At 55.0% G+C, this 21,695-nt stretch carries 23 protein-coding genes; 17 read left to right on the forward strand and 6 right to left on the reverse strand.

The window, feature by feature from the left end; genetic code table 11:
* Positions 1 to 17: 17 nt before the first annotated feature.
* Positions 18 to 815 (reverse strand): cytochrome C assembly family protein, encoded by a 798-nt coding sequence (locus DOQ08_RS00870; protein ID WP_114333028.1) that lies wholly within the window; start codon positions 813 to 815, stop codon positions 18 to 20.
* A 161-nt stretch (positions 816 to 976) separates the two neighbouring features.
* Here DOQ08_RS00870 and ffh point away from each other — a divergent pair, with 161 nt between their 5' ends.
* The 13 genes from ffh (at position 977) to ung (ending at position 14,486) form a co-directional block, all read left to right on the forward strand.
* Positions 977 to 2,365, forward strand: a complete 1,389-nt coding sequence (gene ffh / locus DOQ08_RS00875) for a signal recognition particle protein (RefSeq protein WP_114333029.1) — start codon at positions 977 to 979, stop codon at positions 2,363 to 2,365.
* A 164-nt stretch (positions 2,366 to 2,529) separates the two neighbouring features.
* A complete protein-coding gene (gene rpsP / locus DOQ08_RS00880; protein WP_114333030.1) occupies positions 2,530 to 2,769 on the forward strand; it encodes a 30S ribosomal protein S16 in 240 nt (79 codons plus the stop codon).
* 29 nt (positions 2,770 to 2,798) lie between these two features.
* Positions 2,799 to 3,326 carry a ribosome maturation factor RimM gene (gene rimM / locus DOQ08_RS00885; protein WP_114333031.1) on the forward strand — a complete coding sequence of 176 codons (528 nt, stop codon included), beginning with the start codon at positions 2,799 to 2,801 and terminating at the stop codon, positions 3,324 to 3,326.
* 3 nt (positions 3,327 to 3,329) lie between these two features.
* Positions 3,330 to 4,088 (forward strand): tRNA (guanosine(37)-N1)-methyltransferase TrmD, encoded by a 759-nt coding sequence (gene trmD, locus DOQ08_RS00890; RefSeq protein ID WP_114333032.1) that lies wholly within the window; start codon positions 3,330 to 3,332, stop codon positions 4,086 to 4,088.
* 25 nt (positions 4,089 to 4,113) lie between these two features.
* Positions 4,114 to 4,470, forward strand: a complete 357-nt coding sequence (rplS, locus tag DOQ08_RS00895) for a 50S ribosomal protein L19 (RefSeq protein ID WP_114333033.1) — start codon at positions 4,114 to 4,116, stop codon at positions 4,468 to 4,470.
* 95 nt (positions 4,471 to 4,565) lie between these two features.
* The gene (gene xerD / locus DOQ08_RS00900) at positions 4,566 to 5,471 is read left to right on the forward strand and encodes a site-specific tyrosine recombinase XerD (protein ID WP_114333858.1); all 906 of its coding nucleotides are present in this window, start codon (positions 4,566 to 4,568) and stop codon (positions 5,469 to 5,471) included.
* A gap of 138 nt (positions 5,472 to 5,609) precedes the next feature.
* Entirely contained in the window at positions 5,610 to 6,344 is a 735-nt protein-coding gene (locus DOQ08_RS00905; RefSeq protein WP_114333034.1) for a DsbC family protein, read from the forward strand.
* Positions 6,345 to 6,484: 140 nt separating this feature from the next.
* Positions 6,485 to 7,786 carry a homoserine dehydrogenase gene (locus DOQ08_RS00910; RefSeq protein ID WP_114333859.1) on the forward strand — a complete coding sequence of 434 codons (1,302 nt, stop codon included), beginning with the start codon at positions 6,485 to 6,487 and terminating at the stop codon, positions 7,784 to 7,786.
* An 11-nt stretch (positions 7,787 to 7,797) separates the two neighbouring features.
* Positions 7,798 to 9,198, forward strand: a complete 1,401-nt coding sequence (thrC, locus tag DOQ08_RS00915) for a threonine synthase (RefSeq protein WP_114333035.1) — start codon at positions 7,798 to 7,800, stop codon at positions 9,196 to 9,198.
* Positions 9,199 to 9,204: 6 nt separating this feature from the next.
* Positions 9,205 to 10,938, forward strand: coding sequence for a single-stranded-DNA-specific exonuclease RecJ (gene recJ / locus DOQ08_RS00920; RefSeq protein WP_114333036.1), 1,734 nt, complete (start codon positions 9,205 to 9,207; stop codon positions 10,936 to 10,938).
* A 132-nt stretch (positions 10,939 to 11,070) separates the two neighbouring features.
* Positions 11,071 to 12,166 (forward strand): peptide chain release factor 2 gene (gene prfB, locus DOQ08_RS00925; RefSeq protein ID WP_114333037.1). Its coding sequence is split into 2 segments (ribosomal slippage): positions 11,071 to 11,142 and positions 11,144 to 12,166, totalling 1,095 coding nucleotides; the frame shifts between segments, so codons are not numbered across the junction.
* A gap of 52 nt (positions 12,167 to 12,218) precedes the next feature.
* The gene (lysS, locus tag DOQ08_RS00930) at positions 12,219 to 13,754 is read left to right on the forward strand and encodes a lysine--tRNA ligase (protein WP_114333038.1); all 1,536 of its coding nucleotides are present in this window, start codon (positions 12,219 to 12,221) and stop codon (positions 13,752 to 13,754) included.
* Positions 13,755 to 13,757: 3 nt separating this feature from the next.
* Complete coding sequence (gene ung, locus DOQ08_RS00935; protein WP_114333039.1) at positions 13,758 to 14,486, forward strand: uracil-DNA glycosylase; 729 nt, start codon at positions 13,758 to 13,760, stop codon at positions 14,484 to 14,486.
* An 11-nt stretch (positions 14,487 to 14,497) separates the two neighbouring features.
* On the opposite strand, the gene DOQ08_RS00940 is transcribed toward ung, so the two are convergent.
* The 5 genes from DOQ08_RS00940 to nadB form a co-directional block, all read right to left on the reverse strand.
* On the reverse strand, positions 14,498 to 15,331 hold the full coding sequence (locus DOQ08_RS00940) for an HDOD domain-containing protein (RefSeq protein WP_114333040.1): 834 nt from the start codon (positions 15,329 to 15,331) through the stop codon (positions 14,498 to 14,500).
* A gap of 91 nt (positions 15,332 to 15,422) precedes the next feature.
* A complete protein-coding gene (ygfZ, locus tag DOQ08_RS00945) occupies positions 15,423 to 16,391 on the reverse strand; it encodes a CAF17-like 4Fe-4S cluster assembly/insertion protein YgfZ (RefSeq protein WP_227537435.1) in 969 nt (322 codons plus the stop codon).
* 14 nt (positions 16,392 to 16,405) lie between these two features.
* Positions 16,406 to 16,885 carry a hypothetical protein gene (locus DOQ08_RS15920; protein WP_133297152.1) on the reverse strand — a complete coding sequence of 160 codons (480 nt, stop codon included), beginning with the start codon at positions 16,883 to 16,885 and terminating at the stop codon, positions 16,406 to 16,408.
* On the reverse strand, positions 16,869 to 17,141 hold the full coding sequence (locus tag DOQ08_RS00955) for an FAD assembly factor SdhE (protein ID WP_114333042.1): 273 nt from the start codon (positions 17,139 to 17,141) through the stop codon (positions 16,869 to 16,871). The genes DOQ08_RS15920 and DOQ08_RS00955 overlap by 17 nt, the downstream gene beginning before the upstream one ends.
* A gap of 39 nt (positions 17,142 to 17,180) precedes the next feature.
* Complete coding sequence (nadB, locus tag DOQ08_RS00960) at positions 17,181 to 18,788, reverse strand: L-aspartate oxidase (protein WP_206074756.1); 1,608 nt, start codon at positions 18,786 to 18,788, stop codon at positions 17,181 to 17,183.
* Positions 18,789 to 18,926: 138 nt separating this feature from the next.
* On the opposite strand from nadB, the gene rpoE reads away from it, so the two are divergent.
* Genes rpoE through DOQ08_RS00980 form a run of 4 tightly spaced genes read left to right on the forward strand, consistent with a single transcriptional unit; the run spans position 18,927 to position 21,692 of the window.
* A complete protein-coding gene (rpoE, locus tag DOQ08_RS00965) occupies positions 18,927 to 19,613 on the forward strand; it encodes an RNA polymerase sigma factor RpoE (protein ID WP_114333044.1) in 687 nt (228 codons plus the stop codon).
* Between the two features lie 15 nt (positions 19,614 to 19,628).
* Complete coding sequence (locus DOQ08_RS00970) at positions 19,629 to 20,189, forward strand: sigma-E factor negative regulatory protein (RefSeq protein ID WP_114333045.1); 561 nt, start codon at positions 19,629 to 19,631, stop codon at positions 20,187 to 20,189.
* Between the two features lie 17 nt (positions 20,190 to 20,206).
* Complete coding sequence (locus DOQ08_RS00975) at positions 20,207 to 21,253, forward strand: MucB/RseB C-terminal domain-containing protein (protein ID WP_227537436.1); 1,047 nt, start codon at positions 20,207 to 20,209, stop codon at positions 21,251 to 21,253.
* On the forward strand, positions 21,243 to 21,692 hold the full coding sequence (locus DOQ08_RS00980; protein WP_114333046.1) for a SoxR reducing system RseC family protein: 450 nt from the start codon (positions 21,243 to 21,245) through the stop codon (positions 21,690 to 21,692). Before DOQ08_RS00975 ends, DOQ08_RS00980 begins: the two co-directional genes overlap by 11 nt.
* The last annotated feature ends 3 nt before the right edge of the window (positions 21,693 to 21,695 follow it).

The following is a 21,695-nucleotide window of genomic DNA, read 5'->3' on the forward strand; positions in this document are numbered from 1 at the left end:
CGGAGGGCGGTCAAGCCCTACCGGAACAGGAGCTCGAGTACGAATTTACTGCCGTAAAAAGCAATCATGAGAAGAGCGCAACCGGTCAGGGTCCATCGGCTTGCGGTAAGTCCTCTCCAGCCTTTGGTGTATCGGCCAACAAGGAGGCCGGCAAACACTAAAAGCGACAGGAGGGAGAAGATGGTTTTGTGGGCCAAATCCTGAGCAAAAAGGTCTTCAATGAAAACGGCCCCGGTAATAATGGCCAGAACCAGCAAGACAACGCCCGCCCAAACCATCTCAAAGAGCAGTGACTCCATGGTTTGTAGTGGGGGCAGGTTGCGAATCAGGCGACTGTTGTAGTTATGTTTTAGTTGTCGGTTTTGGACGTAAAGCAGCACAGCCTGGATGGCGGCCAGCGTGAACAGGCTATAGGCCGTGACGGATAGGGCGATGTGCGAAAGCATTCCGTAGCTTTGCTCTGACACTAACCTTGATTCGGTGTGGACAATGAGAGCCATGACAATGGTGCCGGCGGCGATAGGGTAGGCGCCCAGAAACAAGCTGCCAACTGGTTTGGTCAAATTCAAGCCCAATAAAAGAAATACGATAAGCCAGGAGATCAGGACCGAACTTTTGAAAAAGCTGAGATCGAAGCCGCCGTCCAAATACACGGTTTGCGCGATGAGCAAGCCGTGCCCGGTCAGGGCGAGAATGCCGATGAGCGTTGTAATCGCAAGGCTGGTTTCGACTTTGCCTCTGAAATGGAGTGCTTGAAGGGCAGTTCCAACGCTGTACAAGAAAAGTGCGGTAACCGCGATAATCAGCGTTCCCATGACGTCCTTTATATGCTGGTCTAAGGGTTAAAGCGGCCTCGGAGTTGTTCTGAGGCTCCCAAGTCTGGGTATAATGTCGCGATTATGCAACAGGAATCAAGCGGCCCGGGCCGGCTTCTTGATTTGTGTGGACAAATTTCTCCGGGGTACGGAAGAGCAACATGTTTGAGAATCTCCAGGACCGGCTATCCGGTAGCTTGCGCAAGATCTCTGGTCAGGCGCGCCTCACCGACGACAACATCAAAGATACGCTGCGCGAAGTGCGCATGGCGCTGCTCGAAGCCGATGTGGCGTTGCCGGTGGTCAAAGACTTTGTCGAGGGTGTGCGCAAGCGCGCGATCGGCCAGGAAGTGCAGCGAAGCCTGACTCCGGGCCAGGTGTTCGTCAAAGTTGTTCAGCAAGAACTTGAGCGGGTAATGGGAGAGGGTAACGAGGCTCTCAATCTGTCTACACGCCCGCCTGCGGTCATTATGATGGCGGGTCTTCAGGGTGCTGGTAAGACCACAACGGTCGCCAAGCTCTCTCGCTTCCTTAAAGAGCGTCAGAAAAAATCTGTCATGGTGGTGAGTGCGGACGTCTATCGTCCGGCCGCTATTAAGCAGTTGGAAACTCTTGCTTCGGAAGTCGGGGTTGAGTTCTTCCCGAGTAGTGCGGATCAGGATCCTGTTGATATTGCCAGCGGCGCGATTGATGCAGCCCGCCGTAAACACGTGGACGTGGTGATTCTTGATACTGCCGGCCGTCTGCACATCGACGAGCAGATGATGGGTGAGATCGGTCGCCTGCACGCAGCTGTAGAGCCGATCGAAACATTGTTCGTGGTTGATTCCATGACCGGTCAGGATGCAGCAAATACCGCTAAAGCGTTTAACGATGCTTTGCCCTTGACGGGTGTGGTTCTCACCAAGACTGACGGTGATGCCCGCGGTGGTGCGGCGCTTTCTGTTCGTCATATTACCGGCAAGCCGATCAAGTTCTTGGGTGTTGGTGAAAAGACAGACGCTCTTGAGCCGTTCCATCCGGAGCGGGTTGCTTCGAGAATCCTTGGGATGGGTGACGTGTTGTCGCTTATCGAGGAAGCCGAACGCAAGCTGGATAAGAAGAAAGCAGAAAAGCTGACCAAGAAGATCAAGAAGGGTAAAGGTTTTGATCTGGAAGATTTTCGGGACCAGCTTCAGCAAATGAAGAATATGGGTGGTATTGGTGGCTTGCTCGACAAGCTGCCGGGTATGGGTCAGATGGCCCAGATGGCCCAGCAGCAGGTTAATGACAAGTCGGTGGGGCAGATGGAGGCGATCATTTGCTCGATGACCCCGAAGGAGCGTCGTTATCCGGATGTCATCAATAACTCGCGTAAGCGCCGCATTGCTGCGGGCTCCGGTACCCAGATACAAGATGTGAATCGTCTGCTCAAGCAACATAAGCAGATGGCGAAGATGATGAAAAAGTTTGGCAAGAAAGGCGGAATGGCCAACATGATGCGCGGTCTAGGTGGTATGATGCCACCTGGCGGCGGCGGTGGCGGAATGCCTCCGTTTGGCCGTATGTAAAAAGCCTTACATATAAAATAGGGAAACCGAGCGTTTCCCTATTTTCATTGGCGCTTTTTTCGCATAGAATAGCGCCCCTTTCGAGTATGGGTCTTCTCGTCGGCTGCTAGCAGCCTGGTGAGAATCGTACAAAGTTCGTACAACAGAACAGGATATTGGTCGAAATGGTAACAATCCGTTTGGCTCGTGGCGGCTCTAAGAAGCGCCCGTTCTACCATCTGACAGTCACTGACAGCCGTAATTCTCGTGACGGCCGTTTCATTGAGCGTGTTGGTTTCTTTAACCCGGTTGCCCGCGGTCAGGAAGAGCGTCTGCGTGTAAACCGTGAGCGCGTTGATTACTGGGTGGGCCAAGGCGCTCAAACCAGCGATCGCGTTGCGCAGCTGCTTAAGACTGCTGAGTAATTGCAGTTTAATATCGAGGTTTGACAGGCATGACACAGACTTCGCAGGAAACTGTGATCGGCCGGGTAACCTCGGTGTTTGGGGTCAAGGGTTGGCTTAAGGTCTTCTCTGATACCGATCCCAAAGAGGGAATACTGAACTACCGTGATTGGACCTTGGTCCTTGACGGTAAGCGTATCCCGGCAAAGCTTGAGGATGGTCGCCGCCAAGGGCAGGGGATCGTCGTCAAGCTGAAAGGACTTGATGATCGTGAAGTGGCCCGCACCTATGCGGGGGCGGAGATCAGGGTTCCGACTGAGCAATTGCCAGCGCTTCCTGATGGGGAGTTCTACTGGTTTCAGTTGGAAGGTCTTGATGTCTTCACGGTTGAGGATGAGTGCCTGGGTAAGGTGCATCATCTGCTGGAAACGGGCGCCAACGATGTGTTGGTTGTGCGTGCGACAGCCGGTTCTATTGACCAGCGGGAGCGACTGATCCCCTATCTGCCGGACCAGGTGGTGATGAGTGTGGATCTGAGTGGTTCGCGTATGGTGGTCGATTGGGATCCGGAGTTCTGACGAGTGTGGATTGGCGCAGTCAGTCTGTTTCCGGACATGTTTTCTTCGGTGACGGATTACGGGATTACCGGTAGGGCTGTTCGAGAAGGTCTTTTGACCTTCAAGAGCTGGAACCCCCGTGATTTCACGCATGATCGTCACCGTACTGTTGATGACCGACCCTATGGCGGTGGCCCGGGAATGCTGATGAAAATTCAGCCGCTCCGGGATGCTATTCATGAGGCGCGGGCATCGGCACCCGGCAAGGCCTGTGTGGTCTATCTTTCTCCGCAGGGTGAAAGGCTGGATCAGTCGGTAGTCGAGTCTCTCGCTGCCGAAAAACAGCTGATTCTCGTTGCCGGTCGTTACGAGGGCGTTGATGAACGTCTGATATCGGCGGAAGTCGACCGGGAAGTGTCACTGGGTGATTTTGTGCTCTCAGGTGGCGAACTGGCGGCGATGGCTGTAATTGATGCGGTAACACGCCTCATCCCCGGAGCGCTGGGTCATGCGCAGTCGGCAGAGCAAGATTCCTTTGCTGATGGTTTGCTGGATTGTCCGCACTACACCCGGCCCGAGGTTTACGAAGGTCAGGCGGTGCCGGAAGTTCTTTTGGGCGGTCACCATGAACAGATCCGGCGTTGGCGGTTGAAAGAATCGTTGAGGCGAACACGGGAGCGACGCCCCGACCTGCTTGAAGAGCGGGTGTTTACGGAAGAAGAGCGTCAGCTACTGGGTGAAATTTTGAACGAACCGGGTGCCTCTGAATCATCAGGGCATTGAAAGATTAGGTATCAGGAGCATTACGATGAGCGGCAAGAACAACATCATCAGTCAACTTGAAGCAGAACAGATGACCAAGGAACTCCCAGCGTTTGCGCCGGGCGACACCGTGGTTGTTCAGGTTCGCGTAAAAGAAGGTAGCCGTGAGCGTCTGCAGGCGTTCGAAGGTGTGGTTATCGGTAAGCGCAACCGTGGCATGAACTCTTCCTTCACTGTTCGTAAGATTTCTTACGGCGTGGGCGTTGAGCGTACTTTCCAGACTTACTCCTCACTGGTAGACAGCGTGAGCGTGAAGCGTCGTGGTGATGTGCGTCAGGCCAAGCTTTACTACCTTCGCGACCTGTCTGGTAAGGCAGCTCGTATCAAGGAAAAGCTGGGCTGATATCGGTTCGACCGATCAGTGCAGAAAAAAGCAGCCCCAGCGGCTGCTTTTTTTGTGCTTAAATTTCGGTAGTGAGGTGGCCGTGGGGGGTGCTTTTGCTCAGAACTCAAGATCAATCGCTGATTGCCAGATTTTCTGATGCCATCTGGCTTGAGGATGGGTTGGGTGAGAAAACCCGAATGGCCTATGCCAGTGATTTATCGAGGTTGTCTGCGTGGCTGCAGCAACAGCCCGGGTCGCCGGGTTTGCAATCGGCGTCACGCACCGACTTACTGGCTTGGATGTCCCGGGGGATGGCGGATGGTCTGAAAGCAAGTACCGCAGCGCGTCGCCTTTCAGGCATTCGGCGCTTTTACCGCTATTTGTTGCGAGAGGGGTTGATCGCCGAGGATCCGACGTTGCGGATAGACAGTCCTCGCTTGCCTCGGCGGCTGCCGGATACCTTGACCGAGGACGATGTCGAGCGATTAATGGCAGAGCCGGACCCCGAGTTGCCATTGGAGTTACGTGACCGGGCTATGCTCGAAATTTTGTACGGTTGCGGCTTGCGCGTCACGGAATTGACCGGCCTGACGGTTGATCAGGTCAATATTCGTCAGGGTGTGGTTCGCGTGAGTGGTAAGGGTGGAAAAGAACGGTTGGTACCTTTGGGTGAAGAGGCGGTTGATTGGCTGATACGCTATATGCGGGAAGCTCGGGGCGAGCTTTTAAGGGGTAAGAGCAGTGACGCGCTTTTTCCCGGAAATCGCGCCAGTGCGATGACCCGGCAGGCTTTTTGGTACCGTATCAAGTTATACGCCTCTCGTTCCGGTATACAGAAACACTTGTCGCCTCATACTCTCCGTCACGCATTTGCAACTCACCTGCTCAATCATGGTGCCGATTTGAGGGTGGTGCAGATGCTGCTTGGTCATTCAGACCTTTCGACCACACAGATTTATACTCATGTCGCCCGCCAGCGATTGCAGGATCTGCATCGAACGCATCATCCCAGAGGCTGATCTGGTATGGTGTGGGATTGAACTTTTGCTGTTGCTCTGTGTCGCACTCTCCTATGAATGGCGGTCTAATCGTCTGAATCTGCCGGCGGGTGGGGTTTGAGTCCTGAATTCCTTAAACAACAAGGTAAGTGTAAGCATATGAAGCTAAGAACTTTGGCCGCTATGGCTGGCCTGGTGGCGTCGATGGTAACTGTGAGCGCAGTAAATGCCGGTGAGGTTGAGGAAACCATCACGGAGCGTTTGTCGCAGGCAGTGCCAGGCCTGCGAATAATGTCTGTGAGCAAATCAGAGGCTCCGGGCCTTTACGAGGTGCAAAGCAGTAATGGTGACACCATTTACACCACCGAAGATGGCGTCTATCTGCTGACTGGCGACATGTTAAAAATTACCGACAATGGAATCGCCAACGTGACAGAAGAGGCGCGGGCTCGGGTGCGCCAGAAACAGATGGCTGAGTTTGGAGACGGCGGAGTCATCTCTTACCCGGCGAAGGGCCAGCAGAAAGCCGTTATCGACGTGTTTACCGATATCGATTGCCCCTACTGCAGAAAGCTGCACGATGAAGTGCCGCAACTCAATGAGTACGGCATTACCGTTAACTATTATGCTTTCCCGCGATCAGGACCTAATACCCCTTCGTTTCGGAAATACGAGTCGGTGTGGTGTGCCGAAGATCAGCGTGATGCGATGGACACAGCCAAAGGTGGCAAATCAGTGCCAAGTAAAACCTGTGAGAACCCGGTTGCTGAACAGTATCAGTTAGGCGGCAAGGTTGGGGTAACCGGTACCCCGGCAATTGTTCTTGAGGACGGCAATATGATTCGAGGCTATGTCCCGGCTCGCAATCTGGCGGAAGGTCTTGGTCTGCTTTAAATTTTCGGCTCTCGTTTGAGGGCCGTTCCCCACTGTTTGAAACGTAACCGATTCAGGGCTTATTCAGGAGCGCCTGAATCGGTATACTATGCCCCCAATTGCAATCCATTAGCACCCCAAGCGGGATCAGAGGTGAGAGCTTGAAAGACGTTAATGTCGGAATTTGCGGATTAGGAACCGTCGGCGGCGGTACATTTAATGTCCTGACTCGCAACGCGGCGATTATTTCTGGCCGTGTCGGCTGCAACATCCGAATTGCCCGAGTGGCCAGCCGGAAGCGCCGGGACGATCTTGACCTAGGCGATATTCCGTTCAGCACCGACATTTTTGATGTGGTGAATGACTCTTCGGTTGATGTCGTTGTTGAATTGATCGGTGGTTACGACGTTGCCAGAGAGCTGGTGCTGACTGCCATCGCCAATGGCAAGCATGTGGTCACCGCCAACAAAGCCCTGATTGCCGTGCACGGGAACGAAATCTTTGAGGCCGCCGAGAAAGCGGGTGTGGTGGTAGCCTACGAAGCCGGTGTGGCCGGTGGTATCCCGGTTATCAAAGCCGTTCGTGAAGGTTTGGCGGCAAACCGTATCGACACCATCGCTGGAATCATCAACGGCACCGGTAACTTCATTCTGACCGAGATGCGCGCAGGCCGTCCCTTTGATGAAGTGTTGAAAGAAGCGCAGGCGCTGGGGTATGCGGAAGCCGACCCGACGTTTGATGTTGAAGGCATTGATGCGGCGCACAAGCTTACGATTTTGGCATCGTCCGGTATCGGTGTTCCGCTGCAGTTCGAAAAAGCCTACACCGAAGGCATTTCATCGCTCACCCCGAGCGACATCGCTCACGCAGAATTGCTGGGTTACCGGGTTAAGCATCTGGGTATTGCCCGCCGTCGAGATGACGGTATCGAGTTGCGTGTTCACCCAACGCTGGTGCCGAAAACTCATCTGATTGCTCAGGTTGATGGTGTGTTGAATGCTGTGATGGTTGATGGCGATGCCGTAGGGCAAACCATGTATTACGGCCCCGGTGCGGGTGACGAAGCTACGGCTTCTGCGGTGATTGCCGATATCGTGGACGTTGCCCGAGCGGTTGCAAGTGGCAGCCAGCAGAAAGTTCCGTATCTGGGCTTTACTCCAGATGCACTGGAAGACTTGCCCGTGTTGCCGATGGAAGAGATTCAATCTGCATACTACTTGCGGATTCAGGCGTTTGACCGTCCAGGTGTACTGGCCAAAATTGCATCGATTCTGAGTGAGCATGGCATCAACATCGAATCGATCATGCAGAAAGAATCCGAGTTTGAGGACGGCCGTATTCCGGTCATTATCCTGACCCATACGGTGCAGGAGCGTCAGATGAACCTGGCGATTGAAGAAATGGAATCGCTGGTCGACGTAGACGGCTCCGTTGTCCGCATCCGCGCAGAAAATTTTAACTAACAGGTACGCACGTGAGATACATCAGCACACGGGGCGAAGCACCCGCTTTAGGCTTTGAAGACGTTCTTCTGACCGGATTGGCGACGGACGGTGGCCTCTATGTACCGGAGTCACTGCCGCATTTCAGCCTGGAAGAAATTCGCAGCTGGCGGGGCCTTCCCTACTCGGAGCTGGCCTTTAAGGTTATGTACCCGTTTGTGGAAGATGCCATCCCGGCGGATGACTTTCGCAAAATGTTGGATGAAACCTACAGCGGCTTTGCCCACCAATCGGTAGCGCCGCTGGTGCAGCTCGACAGCAATGAATGGGTGATGGAATTGTTCCGCGGTCCCACGCTGGCATTCAAAGACTTCGCGTTGCAATTGCTCGGACGTTTGCTCGACTATGTGCTTGAAAAGCGCAAGCAGCATGTGGTGATCATGGGGGCGACCTCGGGTGACACGGGTTCGGCAGCCATTGAGGGCTGTCGCCGCTGCGAACACGTGGATATCTTTATCCTGCATCCGTATCAGCGCGTGTCTGAAGTTCAGCGCCGCCAGATGACCACGGTGCAGGGCGATAACATTCACAATATCGCTGTGAAGGGTAACTTTGACGACTGCCAGCGCATGGTCAAAGAAAGCTTCGGTGATCAGTCGTTCCTGGGCGGTAAAACTCAGTTGGCGGCTGTAAACTCCATTAACTGGGCGCGGATCATGGCCCAGATCGTTTACTACTTCCAAGCGTCATTGGCCCTGGGTGGTCCTGATCGCAGCATGGCATTCTCTGTGCCTACCGGCAACTTCGGCGATATCTTTGCCGGTTACCTGGCGAAGAAGATGGGCTTGCCAATCAGCCAGCTGGTGATCGCCACCAACCGTAACGATATTCTGCATCGCTTCATGAGCGGCAACCGGTATGAGCAACAGCAGCTTGAGCACACCTTGTCGCCGAGTATGGACATCATGGTGTCCAGCAACTTCGAACGCCTGCTGTTTGACCTGCACGGTCGTGATGGCGCAGCGGTAAAAGATTTGCTGGAAAATGCCGCGAAAGGTCCGGTCAGTATCGAAGATTATCGTTGGAAGGCTGCTCGTAAGCTGTTCGACAGCGATGCGGTAGACGACAAAACAACGTGCGATACCATCCGTGAGATCTACGAGCAGAACGAATACCTGCTGGATCCGCACACCGCCATCGGTGTGCGCGCGGCCCGCAACTGCCGCCGCGATGCAACCGTTCCGATGATTACATTGGGTACGGCGCACCCGGCTAAGTTCCCGGATGCCATTGTAGAATCCGGCCTGTCGGTGAAGCCGCAGTTGCCGCCTCATATGGCGGATCTGTTTGAGCGGGAAGAGCGCTACACCGTGCTGGAGAATGATCTGGCTGAAGTGCAGGGCTTTTTGTCCAAGCACTGGAAGAATGCCTGATCCGGCATGACTCCCAAAAAGATCCTGCGTCGCCCCCAGCCGGTTAACAGTCCGGACTGGGGGCAAAGTCTGCCTCCAATCCTTCGTCGGTTATACGCCGCCCGAGGGGTTCATTCCGACGAACAACTCCAGTACACCCTGAAGCACTTGGCATCGCCGATGCAGTTGCGGGGTATAGACCGGGCTGTTGAATTGTTGGCTGACGCCGTGGTTCACAAGCAACGCGTCATGATTCTGGGTGATTTCGACGCAGACGGAGCCACCAGTACCGCCGTCGCGATGCTCGGCTTGTCGATGTTGGGGGTGCCAGCGGTTGACTTCCGAGTACCGAGCCGCTTCTCTGATGGCTACGGTCTAACGCCGGGAATCATTCACCGGTTGCAGGAAGAAGGTGAGCTGCCCGATCTCTTGGTGACGGTAGACAACGGAATCTCGGCCATCGAGGGTGTGCGGGCAGCCCGGGATCTCGGGATCAAAGTGGTTGTGACCGATCACCACTTGGCGGGAGAAGAATTGCCAGACGCAGATGCCATCGTAAACCCCAATCAGCCCGGCTGCCCGTTCTTTAGCAAGAACGCCGCTGGCGTGGGTGTCATGTTCTACGTGCTGACCGCGCTGCGAAAACACCTGAGGGATCACAACCTGCTACCAAGCCCTGAGCCGAATCTGGGCACATTGCTGGATTTAGTCGCCTTGGGCACAGTGGCGGACGTTGTCCCACTGGATCATAACAACAGGATTTTTGTAGAGCAGGGCATACGCCGCATCCGCAAAGGCGAGGCCCGCCCCGGCATATTGGCGCTGTTAAAAGTGGCAGGCCGGGACCACACCGAAATCAGTTCCACCGATCTTGGCTTTGTGGTTGGCCCTCGGCTAAATGCCGCCGGGCGCCTGGATGATATGAGCATCGGCATTGCCTGCCTGCTCGCGGATAACCCCGATGAAGCCTTGCGCCTCGCGCAGGAGTTGGACACCTTCAATCGCGAACGCCGCACCATCGAAAAAGACATGAAAAGCCAAGCGCAAGAGCTGCTGGCTTCCATGTCGTTGGATATCGACGGTTTGCCTTGGGGGTTGGCGCTGTTTGATCCGGATTGGCATCAAGGTGTGATCGGCATTCTGGCCGCCAGAATCCGCGAACAAACCCATCGCCCGACCATCGCGTTTGCGCCGGACGACGACGGCGTTAGCCTCAAAGGCTCTGCCCGTTCCATTCCAGGCCTGCACATCCGCGATGCCCTGGCGGTGGTGGATGCGAAATCACCTGGCTTGATGAAAAAATACGGCGGCCACGCCATGGCCGCCGGCATGACCATCGCCCGCGACGATCTGGAAGCATTTAGTAAAGCCTTCGACGAGGCGGTGAGAGACTCCCTGAAACCGGAAGATCTGGAAGCGGCCATCGTCACCGACGGCCCGTTGGCACCCGCAGAACTTAATCTCGATACCGCCTACCTGCTTAAGCGCAGCGGCCCCTGGGGACAACACTTCCCCGAGCCGCTGTTTGACGGTGAATTCAACGTCGTCAGCCAGCGCATTGTGGGAGAAAACCACCTGAAACTGGTGCTTCAGCCGGCAGAGGGTGGTGGCATTATTGATGCCATCGCCTTTAACACCGGCCCTGAAGTTCCAGACTACACCCGCTCGGGTGCCCGGGTGGTCTACAAACCGGATGCCAACACTTTCCGCGGGCGGACCAACTTGCAGTTGATGGTGGATTATCTCGAGCCGCTGGGCTGACTGCGTCTCTCGGAAAGCCCTACCTCGTAGCGTGCTTGCACCCATCTACGAATAGCTGATTTAACGCACGAATTCCGGTAGAATTCGCCCTCAGTTTTTATCGCACCATTTTCCAAAGCGAGACAAGGTTTCATGGAAATTAATCCCATAGTGACGAAGATCAAAGAGCTTCGCGAGCGCACCGAAGCGCTGAGGGGGTATCTTTGACTACGATCAGCGAAGCGAACGTCTGGTCGAAGTAGAACGCGAACTTGAACTCCCAACCGTATGGGACGATCCGGAGCGCGCCCAGTCACTGGGTAAAGAGCGTTCTGACCTCGAACTGATCGTCAGAACGATTGATAACCTCACCTCCGGTCTGGCAGACGCAGAAAGTCTGCTCGAAATGGCCGTTGAAGAGGACGACGAAGGCACTGTGCAAGAAATCGAGGCCGATCTAGAAGGCCTTGATAAAGAACTCGAGAAACTCGAATTCCGCCGCATGTTCTCCGGTGAAATGGATGCCAACAACGCCTACCTGGAAATCCAGGCAGGCTCCGGCGGCACCGAAGCCCAAGACTGGGGCAATATGCTGCTGCGCATGTACCTGCGCTGGGCCGAGCGTCGAGGCTTCAAGGCCGAAATCGTCGAATTGCAGGAAGGTGAAGTCGCGGGCATCAAGAGCGCAACCATCCACATTCAGGGCGACTACGCCTACGGCTGGCTGCGGACTGAAACCGGTGTTCACCGACTGGTGCGTAAATCACCGTTCGATTCCGGTAACCGTCGCCACACCTCGTTCTCTTCCGTGTTCATCTCGCCGGAAGTGGATGACAGTTTTGAAATCGACATCAACCCGGCCGACCTGCGCGTGGACGTGTACCGAGCCTCCGGTGCCGGTGGTCAGCACGTAAACCGAACCGAATCGGCCGTGCGACTGACCCACAACCCCACCGGAATCGTGGTGGCGTGTCAGGCTGGCCGAAGCCAGCACCAGAACAAAGACCAGGCGATGAAACAGCTGAAAGCCAAGCTGTTCGAGCGCGAGATGCAATTGCGCAATGCCGAGAAACAGAAGCAGGAAGACTCCAAGTCTGACATCGGCTGGGGTAGCCAGATCCGTTCATACGTGCTGGACGACAGCCGTATCAAAGATCTTCGCACCAAGGTGGAAACCAGTAATACCCAGTCGGTGCTCGATGGCGACATCGACAAGTTTATCGAAGCCAGTCTGAAGATGGCGCTGTAAACAGCGCCATTCAACCTGAACCGGACCCCTCTCGACTTCTTAGTGAGCTAACATGACCGAACAGACCCAGAACGCGACACAGCCCGAGGACAACAAGCTGATAGCGGAGCGCCGCGCCAAACTGGCCAACCTGCGAGAGCAGGGTAATGCGTTCCCGAATGATTTCCGCCGTGATGCGACCGCCGCAGAACTGCAGGAAAAATACGGTGACAAGTCCAAGGAAGAGCTGGAAGCCATGGGCATCCAGGTGGCCATCGCTGGCCGCATGATGCTCGACCGCAAGGCGTTCAAAGTGGTTCAGGACATGACTGGCCGCATTCAGATCTACGCCACCAAAGATGTTCAGAAAGACACCAAGCACTGGGACCTCGGCGACATCGTGGGTGTGCGCGGCGTGCTGTGCAAGTCCGGTAAAGGCGACCTCTACGTGGCGATGGATGAGTACACCTTGCTCACCAAGTCGCTGCGTCCGTTGCCAGAGAAGCACAAAGGTCTGACCGACACAGAAGCTCGCTATCGTCATCGTTACGTGGACCTGATGATGAACGAAGACAGCCGTCGGGTGTTTCATGCGCGTTCGAAAATCATCAACGTGATGCGCCAGTACTTCACCGAGCGTGACTTCATGGAAGTTGAAACACCGATGCTGCAGGTGATTCCTGGTGGCGCTACTGCCCGTCCGTTCGTGACTCATCACAACGCTCTGGGTATTGATATGTACCTGCGCATAGCACCGGAGCTGTATCTCAAGCGTTTGGTTGTGGGCGGTTTCGAGCGGGTGTTTGAAATCAACCGTAACTTCCGTAACGAAGGTCTTTCGACCCGTCACAACCCGGAATTCACCATGGTGGAGTTCTATCAGGCCTACGCGGATTACAACGAGCTGATGGACCTGACAGAAGATATGCTGCGCACCATCGCTCAAAAAGTGCTGGGCACGACCACGGTCACCAACACTCGTGTGTTGAAAGACGGTACCGAAGAAACCGTTGAATATGATTTTGGTAAGCCGTTTGAGCGCTTGACCGTTGTGGATGCCATCTTGCGCTATAACCCGGAGTTCACCCGCGAGCAGCTGGCTGACGAAGCTCAGGCACGCGAGCTGGCCAAAGGCCTGGGCATCAAGGTTAAAGACATCTGGGGCTTGGGTAAGGTACAAATCGAGATCTTCGAAGAGACGGCCGAGCACCGTTTGATGCAGCCGACCTTCATTACCGAGTATCCGAAAGAAGTGTCGCCGCTGGCTCGTTGCAAAGACAGCGATCCGTTTGTCACCGAGCGTTTCGAGTTCTTCGTGGGTGGCCGTGAAATTGCCAACGGCTTCTCGGAGCTGAACGATGCGGAAGACCAGGCCGAGCGCTTCAAGGCCCAGGTTGCCGAGAAAGACGCGGGCGACGACGAAGCCATGTTCTACGACGACGACTACGTGATGGCGTTGGAGTACGGCTTGCCCCCGACCGCGGGTGAAGGGATTGGCATCGACCGTTTGGCCATGATGCTGACTGATTCGCCGTCTATCCGTGACGTGATTCTGTTCCCCGCCATGCGCCCCGAGCACAAAGCAGAGCAGAATTCCGGAGAGGAATAAGTTATGCACCCGGTCGAGGCACTGGCTCAGGAATTGAAGCCCGGGCACGGCTGGGACGAGTGGCTGGCGGACGAGTTCCGTCAGCCCTACATGCATCACTTGGCGGAGTTTCTTGCCGCTGAAGAACATGCGGGAAAGACGCTGTTCCCGCCGAGACCACAGCTTTTCAATGCGTTAAATAGCACCCCTCTGGATCAGGTCAAAGTGGTCATCTTGGGGCAAGACCCCTACCACGGCCCCGGTCAGGCTCACGGCTTGTGTTTCTCCGTCTCTCCCGGTGTGCCGACACCGCCCTCCTTGGTGAATATCTTCAAAGAAATCCAGCAAGACTTGGGTGTCATACCGCCAGATCATGGTTGCCTTCAGTCATGGGCCGAGCAGGGTGTTTTGTTGCTAAACGCCGTATTGACGGTTGAGCAAGGCAAAGCTGGAGCCCACCAAGGTAAAGGTTGGGAGGTGTTTACGGATCGGGTGATTGAGGTGGTCAATGAGCACTGCCAAGGCGTAGTGTTCCTGCTCTGGGGCAGTTACGCGAAGAAAAAAGGGCAGATCATTGATCGCGATCGTCATCTGGTGTTGGAAGGGCCTCACCCGTCACCACTCAGCGCCTATCGCGGATTCTTCGGGTGTCAGCATTTTTCTCGTGCTAATCAGTGGCTGCTTGAAAACCACCAGAGCCCGATAGATTGGGCTCTGGCATCTTCCTCACAGCAGGAACAGCTTGATTTCTAGATGAGCTCGGCTTAGCCGAGCAGCGCCATGGCGGCTTCCATCTGGGCGCTCAGATCCTCTTCCTCAGCCATGTTCATTTCAGGGTCCAGACCTAACCGGCCAAACGCCGAAATGGTGGTGAAATCCATTTGGTTCCAGCGGTGGTTGGTGCCAGCGATCAGCTGCAGGTTGGCAATCATCACCAAATCAGCATGATCTGCTTTAGGCACTTCGCGCTGGAAGTTGGCGTAGTCCAAAGGCACATTTTGCAGCGCTTCCGGGAATTGCCACTTTTTCAGGATTAAACTGCCAATGCGGGGGTGCAGTTCTTCGATTACTGCATCCAGGACGATACCGCTCAGATCCAGGTTATGGTCTTCAACATAGCGAAGAATGGGAAGCACGCCAATCAGGTGGACCAGCCCGGCCAGGGTGGCTTGGTCCGGTCTTAATTTGGTGTAGTGCTGAGCGAGTACGTGACAGATCCCGGCGACTTCGGTGCTGGTTTGCCAAGTGGCACGCAGCCGCTTGTCGACCATGTCCGACGTTGCCTGGAACATTTGCTCCATAGCAAGGCCCATTGCCAGGTTGCTGGTGTAGGCCATGCCTAGGCGGCTCACCGCCATGTTCAGGTTCTCAATGGCGCGGCTGCCGCGAAACAAAGGGCTGTTGCAAACGCGAATGATGCGGGCAGACAAAGCCGTGTCGTTGCTGATCACCGTCACCAGATCCGCAATCGAGGTATCTTCCGATTCAGCGATTTCTCTGACTTGCAGGGCTGCTTCGGGAAGCGTTGGCAAGATTAACTTGTCGTTCTCGATGGCGCTGGTCAGGTCAGCTTTAATGGTTTCGATAATGTCGGCCATAATTCGTCTGTTTCCGCGTAAATGGGGCCCGTAAGAAGGGCTCAGTTTATGGCTGTCTTTATAGCAAATAACAGCGGCCTTTCCTGTCAACTTATGTATCAGAAGGTTGCTGTTCAGGCACAGCATAGGGCAATTGCTGAAGACTGATGGTTACGTCGTCCATTCCGTCTAAAGAAAGTGCTTTGGAGCGGGCGTCATGGCGAATGACAGCAAGCATTTCGCCGTTCTGGTCACTGGTCATCAAGGCGTTGACCACTTCGCCGATCGCTTTACCCTCGGTCAGCAACTTGGTGCCGACTGCAGGCGCTTGATGAGCGTTGTTGAAAGATAGTCGGTGCAGGCTTTTTTTCAACTGGCCAAGGAAGTGCATGCGGGCAATAACTTCCTGTCCGGTGTAGCAACCTTTCTTGAAATGTACGCCCTGCAAGTGCTGAAGATTCAGCATTTGAGGCACATAGGCTTCTTGAGAGGCCTCTGTCAGCCAGGGCACGCCCGCCGAAATGCTGGAGGCCAGCCACTGCTCCGGTGTGATTTCGGGTATGTCCTCCGGAACCGGTTGTTCTCCGGTTGGTTGCCACCACTCATATCGGGCACTGTGGTCGGCGGTGTTTTCAATCCGAATCAAGTGGCTGTTGCCAACCTTCAGAACTTGGCCGGGTTGGGTCAGAGAGCTTGCATCTTCTCCGGCGACCGAGACTGCCGAGGATTCGCCGATCAGGCCGATAATCCGGCCAGTCGGAAGGGTTTCCAATGTCGTGCCCCGAAATAGCATCAGGTACTTTTTCAAGTGGGCAATTGTGGCTTCGGCTTGGCCGGCATCAAAGTCCATGAGCAAGTCTTCGCCATCCCGAACCAGACGTGTCAGGCAGTAGGCTCGGCCTTTATGGGTACACGCAGCGGCTCTGAGTGATTGCTCGCTGGTTACTTCGTCCACGTGTTGGGTGAACTGGCCCTGCACAAACTTGTCGGTTCCCGGGCCGCTGATGCGAGCCATCAGACGGTCGCCCAACAGAGTGTGGCCGTTAGGATGTGCGGCTTGCTGAGAATCCTGTCTACTCAAAATAGTCTCCAGAATTAATGCGAAGGAGTGTTGTGTCCAGCTTCCGGTGAACCGGCGCGAAGTAACATTCGCAGCCGTCTGAAAGCAGTCGGGTCGTTAACGTTTGATCTTAGCCCAGCGTGGGAGCCTGTGATGATCGCGAGCATTGGGCTTGATTCTGGCACTCGTGGTTTGAACTGTAAAACAAGTAGCCGAGAACTGAAAAAGCTGGCGTTGCTAACCGTCGCGGGCACATGGCGTCCGTTGGCCAGCCGGCAGGTTAGCCCCGCATGGTCATGGGAGATGGCAACGATCGCATCCGGTTTGCGTAATAATCCATAACGCAGGAACGATGCCCATCCCAAAGCAAGTATTGGCAACGCCAGTAGCAACAACAGATAGGAGGCTTCCAGAGCCGCTGAAACCGTGAACACCGCAAGCCCAAGCCATGGGATAATGGCTAAAAGGCCAGCGGAAACCGAAGGTGACAGGGTTAGTTCAATCCGGTTGGACACGGTTCAGAATCATTTCGACGATGCGGCGAAGATCCGGATCCTCGGGTTTGCTGCGTTGCATAAACCATTCAAACATATCGGCATCTTCGCAGCTTAGCAGCTTGCGATAACGAGCCTGGTCTTCGGGTTCCAGGTCTCGGTAAGCTTCTTCCAGAAACGGAAGAAGCAGAACGTCCAGTTCCAGCATGCCACGACGGCTGTGCCACCAAAGACGGTGGAATTCAGTGTGCGCGTTTGTGTCTTGAGTGTCGGACATAACAGGTTCCGTTTTTAGGCGTTTGTTGAAAGCTCTGACTCACGGGGCCAGAGTTCGATAAGTTGTAGGCACCAACACTGTGTCGCGAGCCTCGCTCTGGGCCAGCGGGTAGTCCAGCGTGTAATGTAACCCGCGGCTTTCTTTGCGCTGCAAAGCCGAGCAAATGATCAGGTCTGATATGGTGACCAAATTACGTAATTCAATGAGGTCGTTGGTCACCCGGTAGTTACTGTAGAACTCGTTGATCTCGCCCTGCAGCAGATCCACCCGGTGTTTGGCGCGGTGCAGGCGCTTGGTGGTTCGCACAATGCCGACGTAGTCCCACATGAAATGGCGCAGCTCATCCCAGTTGTGAGAGATGATAACGTCTTCATCGGAGTCTCGGACCTGACTTTCGTCCCATGCGGGCACTGAGGGCACGGTTGGGATATCCGCTTCGCGGCGAGCAATGTCCTGAGCGGCCGCGCGGCCATAAACCAGACATTCCAGCAAGGAGTTGCTGGCCATGCGGTTGGCACCATGGAGGCCGGTAAAGGCTGCTTCACCGACTACGTAAAGCTGATTAATGTCGGTTCTGGCGCGCTTGTCGCTGATGATGCCGCCACAGGTATAGTGGGCGGCCGGCACGACCGGAATCGGATCTTTGGTAATGTCGATGCCGAAACCGAGGCATTTTTCATAAATGGTCGGGAAGTGGTGCTTTATAAAATCGGCCGGTTTATGGCTGATGTCCAGATACAGGTAGTCCGCACCTATGCGTTTCATTTCGTGGTCGATAGCCCGTGCGACAACGTCGCGGGGAGCCAGCTCGGCACGTTCATCAAACTTGTCCATAAACCGACTGCCATCGGGCAGTTTCAGTACGCCACCTTCGCCGCGAACGGCCTCGGTTATCAAAAAGGATTTGGCGTGAGGGTGGTACAGGCAGGTTGGGTGGAATTGATTGAATTCCATGTTGGCGACTCGGCATCCGGCCCGCCAGGCCATCGCAATGCCATCACCGGAGGCACCGTCAGGATTGGTGGTGTAACGGTACGCTTTGGAGGCACCACCGGTTGCGACAACGGTGAAGCGCGCGCGATAAAGCTCCACGTGGTTGTCTTCCAGATTAAGAATGTAGGCACCTACGCACCGGTTGCCGGGCAGCGACAGATTTCGGTTGGTGATCAGGTCAACGGCCACCCGGCCAGATTTTAGCTCAATGTTTCGCTTGGCTGCGGCCTGGCTGGCGAGGGTCGTTGATACCGCTTGCCCCGTCGCGTCTGCGGCATGAATGATGCGGCGATGGCTGTGGCCGCCTTCCCGGGTCAGGTGGTATTGATCATTGTTTTCTTTACGAGTGAAAGTCACGCCGGATTCAATAAGCCAGTCAATGCTTTCTTTACCGTGTTCTACCGTGAAGCGCACGGCATCTTCGTGGCACAAACCACCCCCGGCGTTCAGGGTGTCTTCAATATGATTCTCAACCGAATCGGTTGCATCGAGAACGGCTGCAATACCGCCTTGCGCCCAAAGCGTAGCTCCGGAACTGATGTCAGCTTTACTGATTACGCAAACGTTCAAGTGCTCTGGCAAATTCAAGGCGACGGTCAGTCCGGCAGCGCCGCTGCCAATAATAAGAACATCGTATTCGTAGGATTGTGGCATTGGGTTGTTGTCGCAGGCCATAATGTGGAAGTGTATTGAACTAAACTTTGTGCTTGCTGTCTATTTGGCCCGATGGATATGCTTCGAGCCGGTTGCTGTCGGCAACCTGGGTTCATGTATGAACACCGGAATAACACAATGACACAAGCGAGCCGATTAAAAGCCAGCCAACTGGCCAACCAAGCGGGACACTCCGTTGCTTCGTCCATGATTTCCGATACAGATTCTACATCGAGTGAGCAGACTGAAAGCCAGACGGATTTGCAGCTGGTGCGCAAGGTTCGTCATGGGGATCGGGCGGCGTTCGACCTGCTGGTGGTGAAATATCAGTCTCGAGTAGCGTCTATTATCAGCCGTTATGTATACGACAGTCACGAGGTGATGGATTTGGCGCAAGAAACGTTCATTAAGGCGTTTCGGGCCATCGACCGGTTCCGTGGCGACAGCGCATTTTACACCTGGCTGTACCGTATTGCTGTGAATACCGCAAAAAATCATCTAGAGGCCCGAGGGCGCCGGCCGCAAGGTTCAGCGGATTCTTCCGAGGCGGAAAACTATGACGACGGCCGCCGGTTAAGAGATGTGGCTTCACCGGAAAAGCTTCTGCAAAAAGATCAGCTGCAAAAAGCTTTGGCGGAGGCCATTGCCGCATTACCTGAGGAACTAAGATCCGCTTTCTTGCTCAGAGAATATGACGGTCTCAGTTATGAAGACATTGCCCGGATTCTGGAGTGCCCGATTGGAACGGTTCGTTCTCGGATCTTCAGAGCCCGGGATGCAGTGGATCGCCATATTGGTCCACTACTTAATCATTCAGTGACGTAAGTGAGGTTGCACCCGATGGATGAGCGTCTCAGAGAAACTCTGTCAGCAATGATGGACGATGAAGCGGACGAGCTTTCAGTGCGCAGATTGCTTTCGCACGACGATCAGAACGAAGTTAGAGAACAGTGGCAACGATGGCAGCAAGTGCGTGACCTTATGCACGAAGCACCGGGCACCTCATACGGTGTAGACGTTGCGGGTGCAGTGCGAGCTGCGATTGACGACCAAGAGGTGCCTGCCGTTAAGGCCGCTGCGACAAGCGCTCGTGCCGGCGGGTATTGGCATTGGCCGGTGGCGGCCATGGTAACGTTAGCGCTGCTGGTTGGGTTTGGTGCCGGAGCCGGCTGGGGAACCTCGCCGGGTGAGGCAGGAAATGCACTGGCATTGAACGAAGCAGACAAAGTTGCGCCTCAGCTCTTGTTAAGCACTGAGGAGGTCGCACTGCAAAGGTTAGATGAGCAACAGTTGCGCCAGGTGCGTCAGTATTTGCTGGAACATGCCCAGCACAATAGCGTGGGGGCAGGCCGCGGCTCGATGGGGTACGCGAGAATGGTTAGTGCGAACGGTGGATATTGAGCCTGAGGTATCTGGATATGAAAAGTCCGCTTAGAGGCGAGCTCGCCATGGTCCGAAGGCTGATGGTTGTTCTGTGGGTATTGCTTGCGCCTGCGATGGCGGTCCATGCTGAAAACAAACAGGCGGAAGCTCCATCTTCAATGACCGCAATGGACTGGTTGGAGCGGCTAGGCCCGGCACTGAATATGACCTCTTATGAAGGCGTGTTTGTATACGCCCGGGGAGATCGGGTGCATTCAATGCGCATTGCCCATCGGTACCGGAACGGACAAGTGGAAGAGCGGTTGGTTATGCAAGACGGCGGCTCGGGTGAGATTGTCCGGAAAGGTATGGACGTAGTCTGTGTGTTACCGGATCAGGGGCGCATTCGGTTAGATGAAGTCATTCCGTCGGGGCCGTTTGCCGAGGCGTTTACCAGCCAACTGATGCCGGTCAGTCAATGGTATCAGCCTGCGTTAGTGGGCGAGGACCGGGTCGCTGGTTACGATGTGGTGACGGTGGATCTGACCGCCAAGGATAACGATCGTTACAGCCATCGTCTTTGGGTTGAAAAAGAAACCGGACTATTGGTCAAAAGCCACGTTCGCGACGTGGATGAGACTGTTTTGGAACATTTTCAGTTCACCAGCCTTGAGATTACCGATGATATTGCCGACGAAAAATTCGAAGTACAAACGGAGGGGCGCGAGATAACCCGCCACCTTGGCGATCCTGAACCCCAGCAATCGTCCGTGGGGCGAATGACCGGCTGGACGTTGAATTGGCGTCCGGATGGTTACATGGCTGCCGCCACTCCCAGCTCCAGTAATGGTAAAGCGGTTGCGTTCTCGGATGGCCTGGCAACGTTTTCGGTGTTTGTCGAACCCGTTAAAGGGGTCAAAATGCCCACAGGGGCGTCAAGAGTGGGAGCTTCGACGGTCTATATACATGAAGTGTCGGCAGCAGAGCGGCCATTTTTAATTGTCGTGGTCGGGGAAATTCCACCTGAAACGGCTCGGAAAGTTGCCCGCTCGGTATCGATCGACGACGCCTTGGCCCAAGGATGGATAGCAAGTGATCACTGAAACCGGAAAAGTGATTGCCCTACAGGGCACACAAGCTTGGGTGCAAACCATTCAGACCAGTGCATGCGAAAGTTGCTCTGCCCGGGCAGGGTGTGGGCAGCGGGCGCTTGCGGCGGTTTCCGGGGGCAAGGCAAATCAGGTTTTGGTGCTGAATACTGTCGATGCACAGGTTGGCGACGAAGTTGTCATCGGGGTGGATGAGCAATCGTTGTTGGTGGCTTCGTTGGCGGTATACGGGGTGCCTCTGCTGCTGATGGTCCTGGTAAGTATCGGAGCATTCCGATTGCTCGGTGGAACGGACTTGGTGGCAATTCTGGGAGCACTAGTGGGTTTAGGAGCGGGGTTCGCGTTGGTGCGCCGTTGGCAATCAAAGCTCGGGGACCGGTTTCAACCCCATATGGTTCGAGTAAACCGGATAGCGTCGGTTACCTGTCTCTAAAAC

The organism is Marinobacter litoralis, assembly GCF_003336705.1.
GTDB lineage: Bacteria > Pseudomonadota > Gammaproteobacteria > Pseudomonadales > Oleiphilaceae > Marinobacter > Marinobacter litoralis.

Coding starts and splice junctions, on each gene's coding strand:
- DOQ08_RS00870 (WP_114333028.1), bottom strand. CDS start 815: ATGGGAACGCTGATTATCGCGGTTACCGCACTTTTCTTGTACAGCGTT.
- ffh (WP_114333029.1), top strand. CDS start 977: ATGTTTGAGAATCTCCAGGACCGGCTATCCGGTAGCTTGCGCAAGATC.
- rpsP (WP_114333030.1), top strand. CDS start 2,530: ATGGTAACAATCCGTTTGGCTCGTGGCGGCTCTAAGAAGCGCCCGTTC.
- rimM (WP_114333031.1), top strand. CDS start 2,799: ATGACACAGACTTCGCAGGAAACTGTGATCGGCCGGGTAACCTCGGTG.
- rplS (WP_114333033.1), top strand. CDS start 4,114: ATGAGCGGCAAGAACAACATCATCAGTCAACTTGAAGCAGAACAGATG.
- DOQ08_RS00905 (WP_114333034.1), top strand. CDS start 5,610: ATGAAGCTAAGAACTTTGGCCGCTATGGCTGGCCTGGTGGCGTCGATG.
- recJ (WP_114333036.1), top strand. CDS start 9,205: ATGACTCCCAAAAAGATCCTGCGTCGCCCCCAGCCGGTTAACAGTCCG.
- lysS (WP_114333038.1), top strand. CDS start 12,219: ATGACCGAACAGACCCAGAACGCGACACAGCCCGAGGACAACAAGCTG.
- ung (WP_114333039.1), top strand. CDS start 13,758: ATGCACCCGGTCGAGGCACTGGCTCAGGAATTGAAGCCCGGGCACGGC.
- DOQ08_RS00940 (WP_114333040.1), bottom strand. CDS start 15,331: ATGGCCGACATTATCGAAACCATTAAAGCTGACCTGACCAGCGCCATC.
- DOQ08_RS00955 (WP_114333042.1), bottom strand. CDS start 17,141: ATGTCCGACACTCAAGACACAAACGCGCACACTGAATTCCACCGTCTT.
- nadB (WP_206074756.1), bottom strand. CDS start 18,788: ATGCCACAATCCTACGAATACGATGTTCTTATTATTGGCAGCGGCGCT.
- rpoE (WP_114333044.1), top strand. CDS start 18,927: ATGACACAAGCGAGCCGATTAAAAGCCAGCCAACTGGCCAACCAAGCG.
- DOQ08_RS00970 (WP_114333045.1), top strand. CDS start 19,629: ATGGATGAGCGTCTCAGAGAAACTCTGTCAGCAATGATGGACGATGAA.
- DOQ08_RS00975 (WP_227537436.1), top strand. CDS start 20,207: ATGAAAAGTCCGCTTAGAGGCGAGCTCGCCATGGTCCGAAGGCTGATG.